Source organism: Dactylosporangium cerinum (genome assembly GCF_042653625.1).
Lineage (GTDB): Bacteria > Actinomycetota > Actinomycetes > Mycobacteriales > Micromonosporaceae > Dactylosporangium > Dactylosporangium cerinum.
This window is the reverse complement of the sequence record NZ_JBHSIU010000054.1, coordinates 500164-511970: the sequence shown is the minus strand read 5'-3', so window position 1 is coordinate 511970 and position 11807 is coordinate 500164. Positions and strand designations below refer to the sequence as shown.

Here is an 11807-nt window from a genome sequence, read left to right as displayed (position 1 = left end):
AGCTAGCCACAGTGCCGGGCAAAGACCGACCGCGGCAGTGGGCGCGACCGGCCGGGCCACCGCCAGGAACGGCGTCGAGGTGGACCACGTCACCATCTACCGGTGGGTGCAGCGGTTCACCCCGCTGCTGGTCGCCGCCGCCCGATTCGCCCGCCATGCACACCGGGCGACAGGTGGCAGCCGCTGACCGGCTTGCCGCGGTTACCGCTCCGGCGTCGGGAAATTCATCGCGGCAGCTCCGAGCCGGGCGCGTTCATGTCGAGGTTCCCGATCGCTGGCTCGACTGTGGCGCCGCGTCGCTTGTAGAGAGCTTTGCCTTCCTCGGTGAGCAGGCGGTGCGCCATGGCTTGGCGGGGAGTGGCGTCGGGCGGCGGCGGTCCGTGGGTGGGTTCGCGGAGTGCGGCTTTGGATTGGTCTCGTCCTTTGCCGAGGGCGATGAGGCGGTCAGGTCCTGACGCTGCGAGGTTGGCGTCGCTGGCGTAGCCGGCGTCGGCGAGCACCGTCCCGACGATGTGGTCGGCGCTGCCGGTGACCCGGTGCAAGCGGTCGGCCATTTCGTTGGTGGCGTGCATCATTGGCAGCAGGCAGGTCTGGTCGTTAGCGAAGACAGGTCCGGAAGCAACGTCCTGACCCAGGCAAGATCGCACCACCATCAGTCTTCCGCCCAGCCATCGACCATAATCGACCGGGGTCACCACCGTTTCTGCGCCAGAGCCGTTAAGTTGACAGACCCGGTGGCAGCTCCGCGACGCCTTACCAGCAACCACCCGCGGGCTCGTGGCCGGGCTCGTGGCCGGGCTCGTGGCCGGGCTCGTGGTCGAGCTCGTGGGCGTGCTCGTGGGCGTGCTCGTGCTCGGGCTCGTTCTCGGGCTCAAGGTCGGGCTCATGTTCGGGCTCGTGAGCGGGCTCGCGTTCGGGCTGGAACGCCGGGGGCCGACGCCGGCGCGAACACGCTTCCAGCTTCGCGGCCGTGGGTTATCCATCGTCCGCGACATCGGGCTCGTGTTCGGACTCATGGGCGGGCTCACGTTCGGGCTCGAAGTACCCATCGACATTGCGGCTGCCAGCAACGCTTCAGACTCATTGCACGCTGACCGGAACAACACCATCCGCCGGGTTATCGTGTTCGGGCTCGCGCTCGGGCTCGTGGGCGGTCTCGCGGTCGGACTTGTGAGCGGGCTCGTGGTCGGGCTCATGGGCGGGCTCGTGGGCGGGCTTGCGGGTGCGTGGGGTCAGTGGCTGTTATTCGTGCGTGCTGGCTACCGCTGGCCGGCCGACTCCCATGGCGAACCTGGACCTTCCTTACCGACGCCTACCACCGCGGCGTCCTCCGGCAAACCGGCGCCGTCTACCAGTTCCGCCACGCCCACCTCCAAGACCACCTCGCCAGCACACACCGCACTCCAACCGATTCACCCTGACCTCGGACGAACCGGCTCTCCACAGCCACGCGGTCCGGCAACGTGTACTACGACCACCGAAAGTGCCAAGTACGTGCAGACGCCGGCTCGCTGAACCGTCCGCGCTACCTGGCACCGCCTCAGGCCACGAGCGCGAGGTCGCGTTCGGCTCCATCGCCGCGACCCGCTCGTTGTCGACGGCCCGCCGGGCGTCAGCCTGAGCGGCAGCAATCGCCAGCACCTCGGCATCAGTGCGCTCCACCGCGACAGCGCCGCCGATGCAGCCGGTAGGCAGCGCCGGCACCGTGTCGTCGCCAACGACGGTCCGGCCGGACCGATGGCGCCACCCGTCGCCATCTTCGGCGTCAACGCCGCCCGCTCCGCGTTGGTGCGTCGCTGCCGGGCCGCTGCCACCCGGCTCTGCTCCCGCTTCAGCCACGCCACGTGGGTTGCTTCGCGCTCCTCACGGGTCGACTGCCGGGCCGCCGCGTGGTGCGGCTCCTCGGCCGTGCCCGCAGTGCAGTCACTTCGAACGGTGGCCGGGGCAGGCGTCGCCGCCGGTTGTGCACTGGTAGCTGGACCGCGGACCTGACGGACGTGTGGCCTCCAGGGCTGCGACGGCGGTGTCCGCGTAGATGGGCTGGGCTGGACGGGCCACTGCTCGGCCCTGCGGCTGTCGTGAGGCCATCCGCACGGCAGTGGCTCGGCGGGTCCGTCGATGAGCATGCCGTGTTCGCGCAGGAGGCGGCGGTACTCGTTGCCGTCACCGTCTGCCTGCTGCCACAGCTCGCCGGGGGTGGGTCGCGGTCATCGGTTCGTCCCCTCGGTGTCGGGCCGCGCTTCGAAGCGGAAGCCGCAGCAGCCCTCGTCGACGCAGGTGCCCTGATGGAGCGCGACGGGGTCGTGGTCGTCGAGTTGGCGGATGAGCGCCTTGATGCGGCTCGTGGCGTCCGTGTCGGGCGGGCTGGTCACAGCGACTCCCTCGTGTTGGCGGTGCCAGGTTCGGGCAAGCCAGACGGCGGCGAGGTCGCCAAGCGGTTCGGGTTCCACTACGCGGCGTGCTCGTGTAGGGGCTGGTGTCGCCCCGACGTCTGTGGTCGCCTCGGATCGGTGTCGACTTGACGATCTCTATCTCCCGCTGCAGGCAGACGGAGATGACGGTTCGGTGCTGGCGTTGGGGTCTGGGTGGACGAACCGGTGGACGGTGACGTGGTCTGTCGCTGCAACCGAGGTCGTTTGCCCGGTGCGGGAGCTGACGTCGGTGCCGATCGCGTTGTGCCGACCGGTCCGCCGGTTCGGACGGCGGCCCAGCAGCGTCATCGGCCGGGCTTGCAGTTCATGCAGAGCACCGGCCGCCATCACGGTTTTGAGAGCATGGCCGAGCAGCGTCTGCAATCGAGATTGACGACAGATAGTGGCCGTCATCGGCGAGAAAGCCCTTGGTCCACTCCCGGGCCGAGTGCGCTGACCCGCTCCCTCCCTCATTCACAGGTGAGCGAGGACGGCATACCGCCCGTCCCGTCAGCTGGCGCATGTCACATGTTCAAAATGCTCAAAGCGGCAGGTGTACCTGCAGATGGGTGCCCTGGCCGGCGGGACTGTTGATCGTGATCGATCCGCCCATCGCGTCGACCCGGTCGGTCAGCCCGACGAGGCCGGAGCCGCGGGCCGGGTCGGCGCCGCCGGCGCCGTCGTCCGCGACGGACAGGTGCAGCCAGCCGTCCCGGACCGCCGCGTCGATGCGGACGCGCGAGGCGTGCGCATGCTTGGCTGCGTTGGCCAACGACTCGGACACGATGTAGTAGGCCGCCACCTCGGCCGGTTCGGGAAGCCGGCCCGCGAGGTGCGCGTTGAGCTCGACCGGGACGGGGGAACGCCGGACGAGCCCGTTGAGCGCGGGCTGCAGCCCGATGTCGGCCAGGATCGCCGGGTACAGGCCGCGCGAGATGTCCCGCAGGTCGTCCAGCAGGCCGGTCAGCCCCTGCTTCACCGTGGCCAGCAACTGCCGCAGCTGCGGCATCTCGGCCGGGATGTTCATCTGGGCATTTCCCACTTCGAGGATGAGCGCGACGAGTTGCTGCTGGACGCCGTCGTGCAGGTTGCGTTCGATGCGCCGCCGGGCCTGGTCGGCGACGGCTGCCTCCCGTGCCCGGGAGGCAGCCAGATCAGCGCGGGCCTGAGCGTTGGCGATGACGGCGGCGAGCAGCTCGGTGGAGTACGCAAGACGCACCTCGGCGTCCGGGGCCAGCGGCTCGTCGCGTGACATGGAGGCGGTCACGACGCCCCAGACGCGTCCCTCGACAACGATCGGGGCGCCGACCGTCGAACGGATGCCCTGCTCGCGCAGGATCGCGGCGAGCTGGCCCGGAGCGTCCGCGTAGCTGTCCATCCGAGCGGAGCGGCCGGTGCGCGACACCAGAGCCGTCACGCTGTGGCCCTCCAGTGACACGTTCGCGCCGACCGGGATCACCGCGCCGGACCGGCCCCAGCCCGCTACCACGGTCGCGGTGCCGTCGGACTCGTTGCGCACGATGCTCGCCCCGTCGGCGCCGGCGAGCTGTCCCAGTTCCGTGGCGACGGCGTCAAAGACCTCGGCCTGGGGAGCACCCCGTCCGACGAGCATGGCAACGCGCCACAACGCGGCCTGCGCCGCAACGAATCGGGTGAGGTCGTTGGCGTTGCGCTCCGGCGAGGATGTCATGGCGTTCAATCTGTCGTGGCCGCCCGCAAGCGGTCCTGTGCCGGCGGGCGGCCCGGGGTACGCGGTCAGCGGACCGCTTCGGACAACGTGCATCGAGGTGGCGCGCTATTCGCGGACATCGCCGACGAGTGGGCGCCTCGCGTCGAGCGCGGCGAGAATGTCCCGGCTCACCTGCTCGGCCGGACGCATCGCGTCCACCGGGACGAGGATGCCGCGCTGCGCGTACCAGGCCACGAGCGGGTGGGTCATCCGGTGGTACACCTTCAGCCGCTTCCGGATGACCCTCTCGGTGTCGTCGGAGCGGTGCTCGAGGTCCGCGCGGGCCAGCAGGCGCCGCATCAGTTCGTGATCGTCGGCCCGCAGGTGCAGCGCGACGTCCGCGAGCATCCCGAGCTCGCGAGCGATCACGTAGCCGGCCCGTGCCTGGTCCATGGTGCGCGGCGCCCCGTCGAGCACGTAGCCGCCGCTGCCCGCCTTGGCGTCGACGAACGCCATGCGGACGACGTCCATCATGACGTCGTCCGGCACCAGCTCGCCGCGGTCGAGGTGTCCCTCAATGGAGCGGCCGAGGTCGGTGCGCCGGGCCACGTGGTCGCGCAGCAGCTCACCCGTCGCAACGTGCGGGATCCCGAAATGGGCCGCGATCAGGCCACCTTGCGTTCCCTTGCCCGCGCCCGGCGGGGCGATCATGACGACACGCATGCTTCGTCTCCTCGTATCGACTCGGTTCCTCAGTCGATGGTGTGACGGCGGTCAGTCGCCGGCACGTGTCAGATGACTGCATCGAACCGGCGTGCGGCAAGTCACAGCCCACCAGCCACTCAGCGTGATTGGGCACAGAATGCATCCGCGGTCCGGCCGGGGGCGCGGGCTACGCTGGACTGGGCGTCAGCGGAACGCATAGTCCGCTGCTCATGGATGTCATGGCTGGCAGAAATATGGAGATCCTCCCGGTGGCCGTTGCGAAACCCTCCTCGTCAATCCGTCTGGGTGTTTCCGGCGAACGGCATCAAAGCAGACAGCCAGGATTGTCACTGCCAGTAGTTGAACTGCTGGGGCGCGCGGAGGAGCTGGAACTGATCGACGCGTCGCTCAGCGGCCGCAGCCGGGTCGGAGCCGGCCTGTTGCTGCATGGCGACCCGGGGATCGGAAAGTCCGCGTTGCTGGACGTCGCGGCGGTGCGGGCAGAGACGGCCGGAATGCGGGTACTGCGCGCGTCCGGGGTGGAGTTCGAGGCCGGGATCGGCTTGTCGGTGGTGCATCAACTGATCTACCCGATCCGGGCGCGGATCGATCGGCTCGCAGCCGGCCATGGCGACGTCCTGCGACAGGTCCTCGATCTGCCGCAGCGCACTGCCCTTGATCCTGTGCTCGTCTCCACAGCGGTGCTTGCCCTGCTGGGCGAGGTCGCCGCCGGGCGCCCGCTGCTGCTGGTGGTCGACGACGTGCAGTGGATCGACCGGGGCAGCGCGACCGTGCTCGGGTTCGCCGCCCGGCGGATCGGCACCGACCCGATCATGCTGCTGGCCGCCGCCCGCAGCGGCGCCTCCAGCCTCCTGCACCAGGTCGGGCTCCCCGAGCGGGAGATCGGGCCGCTGGCCGACCAGCCCGCGGCCGCGCTGCTGGACGCGTGGCACCCGGGCCTCGCGCCGGCGTCCCGGCGCCGCCTGGTGGCCGAGGCCGCCGGCAGCCCGTTCGCACTGCGGGAGCTACCCGCGGCGCTGACCGACGGTCAACGATCCGGCCAGGAACCGCTGCCGACGTTCCTGCCGCTCTCCCGCCGGCTGGAGGCGGTCTTCGCCGCCGCGGTACCGGCCCTGCCCGCACCGACCCGGCAGCTGCTCCTGCTGGCCGCGCTGGACGCCGATGCCGGCCCAGGCACGATCTCGGCGGCCCTGCAGTCCACCGCACCGGATCGCGCGGACGTCGGTGACCTCGCCCCGGCGCGACGGGCCGGCCTCGTCCACGCCGACGCACGCCCCGGCCGCATGTCGTTTCGGCATCCGCTGATCCGCTCGGCGATCGTGCAGGCGACACCGCCGGATGAACGCCGATCGGCGCACCTGGCATTGGCCGCGGCGCTGGCCGACGAACCGGGGCGCCGGGCGTGGCATCTGGCCGGAGCCGCAACAGGGCCGGACGAGTCGGTGGCCCGGGCACTGGAGGACGCGGCCCTTTCCTCCCGGCTGGGCTGCAGCGGGTCCGCGACGGTGACCCGGCTGGTGCGCGCCGCCGAGCTCAGCCCGCAACCGGCCGACCGGTCCCGCAGACTCATCGAGGCCGCCTACCTCGCCAACACGACCGAACAGTTCGACCAGGTGACGCGCCTGCTGGCCGACGCCAAACAGGCAGGCGACGACGCCGGGCAGACGCAGGACACGCGGACCGGGTCGGCGTTCGCCGCCGCAACGGCGACCTACCTCATGCACGGTGAGGGCGACGTCGATGCCGCACACCGGCTCTTGGCCCGGGCGCTCGACGACGCGGACACGGCCGAGACCGGCAGCGACTGGGTCAACGCCATGCTGGAGGCGCTGCTGTTCGTCTGCGTCTACGCCGATCAGCCGGAGCCGTGGCAGCACCTCGGGCGCGCGTTGGCCCGGTTCAGTTCGGAGCGGACCACGCACCTGCGACTGTGCTACGACGCGCTCACGGACCCCGGCCGCGTCACGTACTCGGTGCGCAAGCGGCTCGCCGACGCGCTGGTCGCCCTGCCCGCCGACCCGCCACCCTGGCAGCTGGTCCCCATGGCCTATGCGGCGCTGGTGCTGGACATGCTGGCACCGATCCGGCAGGTGCTGCGGCGCATGATCGACTGGGAACGCGACAACGGCGGGACCGGCCTGGTCATTTCCGGACTGCTGCTGCTCAGTGGTGACTCCTACAACCACGGGCATTGGGACGAGGCCGAGCACCTGGCGCAGCAGGGACTGGACCTGGCCACCACCCACGGCTACCACCTTCTCGCCGGTCAGCTGCGTGGCCACCTTGCCATCATCGCGGCCCTGCGCGGAGACGCGGATCTCGCCCGCGCCCTCAGCGACGAGATCACGACGTGGGCGGCCCCGCGCGGTGTCGGGACGACGCAGACGTTCGCCCGATACGCTCGAGCCTTCGCGGCCATGGGTGAGGGCGACTACGAGGCCGCCTACGTCCAGGCGTCACAGCTCAACTCGCGCGGCAGGACCGGCCCCGGCCTCGCCAGCTCCTGGATGGTGCTGGACCTCGTCGCGGCAGCCGTCCGGACCGGGCACAGCGACGAGGCCCGCGCCTGGGTCGCTGCCGCCCAGCAGGCGGGCGAAGACCGCATCTCCGCCCGGACGGCCCTCATCACCGCAGGCGCGGCGGCCCTGGCCGCCCACGACAACGACGCCGGCGGACTGTTCGAGGCCGCCATGTCGCTGCCCGAGAACGACCGGCAGCCGTTCGAACAGGCCCGGATCCAGCTCGCCTACGGCGAATGGCTGCGCCGCACCCGCGACACCACGCAGGCCCGCCTGCACCTGCGCGCGGCCCTGGAGACCCTGGACCGGCTGGGCGCCCGGCCATGGGTCCAGCGCGCCCGCGACGAGCTGCGCGCCACCGGGATCCCGACCACAGCCCGACCCGGCGCCCGCGGCGCCGCACTGACCACGCAGGAACGGCAGATCGCCACGCTGGCCGCCACCGGGCTGACCAACAAGCAGATCGGCCAGCGACTGTTCCTGTCCCACCGCACCGTGAGCGCCCACCTGCACAGGCTGTTCCCGAAGCTGGGCGTCACCACACGCGCGGCCCTCCGCGACGCGCTGGAAACGATCACATCCGACGCCGACGGGCATGCCCCACGGTCACAGCGCCCGTAGGCGCACCGAAACGACTGTTCGTGGAAGAGCGCAGCCGCCTGCCACGCCGTCTGATGTACCTGTGCGCTGCGCGCGAGGCCCGGCTGCTGGGGCGGGATCGATGCTCCGGGCGAACGGCGCGCTCACAGCTCACCTCGCGGCAGCAGCCAGGACACTCGGTCGAACGTCAGGTGGGCCTCGTCCAGCATCTCGGTCAGCACGTCCCGCGGCTCCCATTCGCCGAACTGCACCAGCTCACCGTACGCATGCCGACCGACGGTCAGCCGTCACCGACTGTGACTGACAACCCGGCTCGACTGGACGTCGGCCTACCCAGTGCCGACTGGTACGGGTCGCTTCTTCCCGCTCTTCGGAGGCCCGATCCTCCACGATCCGTCCTTCTCCTTCTTCCACGCCTTGTCGACCATGACCTGACGTTTGGTGGTGTTGACCTGGTCCGGGCTTGCGGCGGTGGCCTCACTGAAGCGCGTTCCGGTGTGAATCATGAAGTCGGCGAGGGGGCGGGCGGCGTGGTGCAGGTTGTCCCAGATCCGCCGATATTCGGCCGGCGTCAGGTAGACATGCTCACCCTCGTCGGGGGTGTCGGCTGCGAACGACTGCCGCTTGAAATCTGTGCGTTTGCACGGGTTGTCGTCGATCTTCTTCTCGCGAACGGCCGCTTCGAACATGGCGTGTGTGCATGAGAAGTACCGGGTGACGGTGGTTTCGGCCATGACGGCGCGCAACTTCTTAATGATGGCGGCGAGGTCGGGCCCGCCGACCTCGCCAAGGGGGAGGTGTCCGATGGCTGGAAGGATCCAGTCACGAGGCTGCTGCTCGTTCCTTACTTCGTGTTCCCAAATGGTGGCAACAGTTACGTAGATCGCTGTATCTGTAGCGTAGGTTAGCGTAGCAAGCGCACATAGTGCTAATGGCGTCCGTGCAGCTGAAGTTCCATATGGCCTGGTTGTGGGCCGGTAGTTCAGTCCGGCAGCAGGGGAGTCGTGGGCCCCTGCTGCCGGCCCAGCAGTGACGCCCGCATCAGCGCCGCCGAGCCGAACCGGTCCCGGACCTGGTCCATCGCCGCGTCGAGTTCACCGCCGGTGTGCGCCTGCAGCGGCAGTTCGAGTTGTACGGCGCCGTCGCCGTCGAGATTCGCCACGGCGATGCCGATGAGCGTCAGTCCCCGGTTCGCGATCAGGCTGGCGGCTTCCCCATGGAGCTTGTGCACGGCGGCGAGGATCGTCCCGGTGTGCCAGGTCTCCTTCGCCAGGGTGTGCGAGCGGGTGACCCGGGTGAAGTCGGCGAAGCGCAGCCGCAGCACCACCGTCCGGCCGCCGCGCTCCGCCGCCCGCAGCCGCCTGGAGACCCGGTCGACCAGCTCGGCCAGCACGGCCTCGACGAACGCCGGCGGGTGCGGGCCGCGGCCGAGGGCCCGCTGCGCGCCCATCGACCGGCGCCGCCGCCCGACCTGGACCGGCCTCGGGTCCCGGTTGTGCGCCAGGGCGTTCAGGTGCCGGCCCGTGCCCTCGCCGAGCATCGACACCAGGGTCGCCTCGCCGAGCCGGGCGACCTGCCCCACGGTCTTGATCCGGTGTGCGTGCAGCTTCGCCGCGGTGACCGCGCCGACGCCCCAGAGCCGCTCCACCGGCAGGGCGTGCAGGAACGTCAGCTCGTCCGCGGGCTCCACGACCAGCAGACCGTCGGGTTTGGCGACACCGCTGGCGACCTTCGCCAGGAACTTCGTCCTCGCCACCCCGACCGTGATCGGCAGCCCGACCTCGCGCAGCACGTCGCCGCGCAGCCGCTCGGCGATGCGCCGCGGGGTCCCGGCGATCCGCCACAGCCCGCGCACGTCGAGGAACGCCTCGTCGATCGAGATCCCCTCGACGACCGGGGTCGTGTTGCGGAACACCTCGAACACCCGCTTGCTGGCCTCGGAGTACGCCCGCATCCGGGGCGGCACCACGATCGCGTCCGGGCACAGCTGCCGGGCCTGCCGGCCACCCATCGCGGTGCGCACGCCGCGCCGCTTCGCCTCGTAGCTGCACGCGAGCACGACCCCGCCACCGACGATCACCGGGCGCCCGCGCAGGCGCGGGTCGTCGCGCTGCTCCACCGAGGCGTAGAACGCGTCGAGGTCAGCGTGCAGGATCGAGGCACCCTCCGACACGAACATATGTTCGCATGAGGCGCCCTTACCTGGGCAAGTGTCGCCGCCTTTCGATCAGCGTGGTGGCCGTCGCGGCGAGCAGCAGCAGGATGCCGAGGTTCGCCAGGAACCGGAAGCCGAACGCGGTGTAGATGTCCCAGGACGCGACCGTCCCGGTCACCGGGGCGACGTACATCGTGATGGCGATCGGAAACGTCAGCAGGGTGCACGGCGCCAGGAACCCGGCGCCGGTCCAGGCGAGCACCGCGGTGAGCCGGGTGCCCTCGGCCGCCCGGCGCATCCCGAGCCAGCCGAGCACCAGCCCGGCCAGTGCGCCGAACGCGACCGTCGGCCCGACCGGCGCCGGCTCCCGCCGGCCGATCTCCAGCACGAGTCCGCTCGCACCCTCCTGGTAGGCCTGCACGACCAGGTCGCCCCGGACGGCGACGACGCCGTCGAGCTGGCCGGCGAGATCTGCGGGGCGGGTGCTGACGGTCCAGTTGCCGTCGACGAGCGCCTGCCGGGCGATGCCCAGGGCGCCCGTCAGGTTCTGCGACGGGGGATCGACGCGGAAGGCCACGTAGCCGCCGTTGTAGTCGTCGCCGCCGAGCAGCAGTGCCGCGGCGCCCTCCGGCGGGTCGTAGCCGAAGGCCGGATCGTGCCGCCGGTCGACGCTCAGCCGGCTGGCCGGCACGAGGGGCTGCACGAGCGTGATCGCGGCCCGGTCGTCGGGCAGGTCGGGTGCGGTTCCCCAGGCGAGCCAGCCGCCGAGCGCGGCGCCGAGCGCGCCGAGGGTCAGCGCGCCCACGATCCCGGCGATCCACTGCCTGCGGGTGTGCTGCACCTGGGTTGCTCCGTTCGCCGAAGGGGTCCGCACGGCGTCAACTGACGGTCGTGGTGGTGCGGCGCCGTTCGAAGCACGCCACGACGGCCGCGACGATCAGCAGGGCGAAGCCGATGTTGCCGAGCGGCCGGAAGATCATCGCGGTGTAGATGTCCCAGGACGCGACCGTCTCCGTGTCCGGGGCGAGGTACATCACGGCGACGATCGGGACGGTGATGAGGGTGCACGGGGCGAGGACGAGGATGCCCGCCCCCGCGAACCCGGCGGCCAGGGGCGCGCGGGCCACCAGCCGGCGCATGCCGACCCAGCCGAGCGCCAGGCCGGCCAGGCCGCCGAGGGCGACCAGCGGTCCCACCGGCCACGGCTGCCGCCGGTCGACCTCCAGGGTGAGCAGGTTGCCGTCGCCCGGGTACACCTGCAGGACGAGGTCGCCCTTGACCGCGGCGACGCCCTCGTCCATGCCGGGCAGGTGCGGTTCGCGGGTGTGGACGGTCCAGCCGTCGGCGGCGAGGGCCCGCCGGGCGGTGCGGACGGCGCCGGTGAGGTCCTGCGGCGACGGCTCCACGCGGACGGAGACGTAGCCGCCGTAGTAGTCGTCGCTGCCGTAGAAGCGGGCCCGCTGCCCGTCGTACGGCGGGTCGTAGCCGAACGGCGGCTCGTGGCGCCGGTCGACCGTCAGCGTCGCCCCGGGCACCAGGGGCTGCGCGATCTCCAGCACCGTCTGGTTGTCGGGCAGGTCCGGCGCGGTGTGCCAGGCGAGCCAGCCGGCCATTCCGGCGCCGAGCGCGCCGAGGGTGAGCGCCCCGGCGATCCCGGCGAGCCACCCGCGCCGCTGCCGCACCGGCGCGCTCGCCGGCGGTGCCGCTGCTTCCCCCATGACGCGTGA

The 11807-nt window shown here is 71.3% G+C and carries 10 protein-coding genes and 1 pseudogene; 3 read left to right on the top strand and 8 right to left on the bottom strand.

Annotated features, from left to right (window positions below; translation table 11 throughout):
* Positions 1 to 61: 61 nt before the first annotated feature.
* Positions 62 to 177 (top strand): annotated as a pseudogene (locus ACFPIJ_RS40475) (IS6 family transposase); the annotation flags it as partial.
* A gap of 47 nt (positions 178 to 224) precedes the next feature.
* On the opposite strand, the gene ACFPIJ_RS40470 reads toward ACFPIJ_RS40475, so the two are convergent.
* Entirely contained in the window at positions 225 to 695 is a 471-nt protein-coding gene (locus tag ACFPIJ_RS40470; RefSeq protein WP_380123610.1) for a hypothetical protein, read from the bottom strand.
* Positions 696 to 777: 82 nt separating this feature from the next.
* Here ACFPIJ_RS40470 and ACFPIJ_RS40465 point away from each other — a divergent pair, with 82 nt between their 5' ends.
* Positions 778 to 1515 (top strand): hypothetical protein, encoded by a 738-nt coding sequence (locus ACFPIJ_RS40465; RefSeq protein WP_380123609.1) that lies wholly within the window; start codon positions 778 to 780, stop codon positions 1513 to 1515.
* Positions 1516 to 2207: 692 nt separating this feature from the next.
* Here the strand turns inward: ACFPIJ_RS40465 and ACFPIJ_RS40460 are convergent.
* The 3 genes from ACFPIJ_RS40460 to ACFPIJ_RS40450 form a co-directional block, all read right to left on the bottom strand.
* Positions 2208 to 2372, bottom strand: coding sequence for a hypothetical protein (locus tag ACFPIJ_RS40460; protein ID WP_380123607.1), 165 nt, complete (start codon positions 2370 to 2372; stop codon positions 2208 to 2210).
* A gap of 580 nt (positions 2373 to 2952) precedes the next feature.
* Complete coding sequence (locus ACFPIJ_RS40455) at positions 2953 to 4101, bottom strand: GAF domain-containing sensor histidine kinase (RefSeq protein WP_380123605.1); 1149 nt, start codon at positions 4099 to 4101, stop codon at positions 2953 to 2955.
* A 105-nt stretch (positions 4102 to 4206) separates the two neighbouring features.
* A complete protein-coding gene (locus tag ACFPIJ_RS40450) occupies positions 4207 to 4803 on the bottom strand; it encodes an adenylate kinase (protein ID WP_380123603.1) in 597 nt (198 codons plus the stop codon).
* Between the two features lie 326 nt (positions 4804 to 5129).
* Here ACFPIJ_RS40450 and ACFPIJ_RS40445 point away from each other — a divergent pair, with 326 nt between their 5' ends.
* Positions 5130 to 7946: an AAA family ATPase gene (locus ACFPIJ_RS40445; protein WP_380123601.1), complete on the top strand. Its 2817-nt coding sequence runs from the start codon at positions 5130 to 5132 to the stop codon at positions 7944 to 7946.
* 308 nt (positions 7947 to 8254) lie between these two features.
* On the opposite strand, the gene ACFPIJ_RS40440 is transcribed toward ACFPIJ_RS40445, so the two are convergent.
* The 4 genes from ACFPIJ_RS40440 to ACFPIJ_RS40425 form a co-directional block, all read right to left on the bottom strand.
* Positions 8255 to 8788, bottom strand: coding sequence for a phage integrase central domain-containing protein (locus ACFPIJ_RS40440; RefSeq protein WP_380123736.1), 534 nt, complete (start codon positions 8786 to 8788; stop codon positions 8255 to 8257).
* A 119-nt stretch (positions 8789 to 8907) separates the two neighbouring features.
* Entirely contained in the window at positions 8908 to 10098 is a 1191-nt protein-coding gene (gene dinB / locus ACFPIJ_RS40435; protein ID WP_380123599.1) for a DNA polymerase IV, read from the bottom strand.
* A 25-nt stretch (positions 10099 to 10123) separates the two neighbouring features.
* Positions 10124 to 10921, bottom strand: a complete 798-nt coding sequence (locus ACFPIJ_RS40430) for a hypothetical protein (protein WP_380123597.1) — start codon at positions 10919 to 10921, stop codon at positions 10124 to 10126.
* A 37-nt stretch (positions 10922 to 10958) separates the two neighbouring features.
* Positions 10959 to 11798: a hypothetical protein gene (locus ACFPIJ_RS40425; protein ID WP_380123596.1), complete on the bottom strand. Its 840-nt coding sequence runs from the start codon at positions 11796 to 11798 to the stop codon at positions 10959 to 10961.
* Between the last annotated feature and the right edge of the window lie 9 nt (positions 11799 to 11807).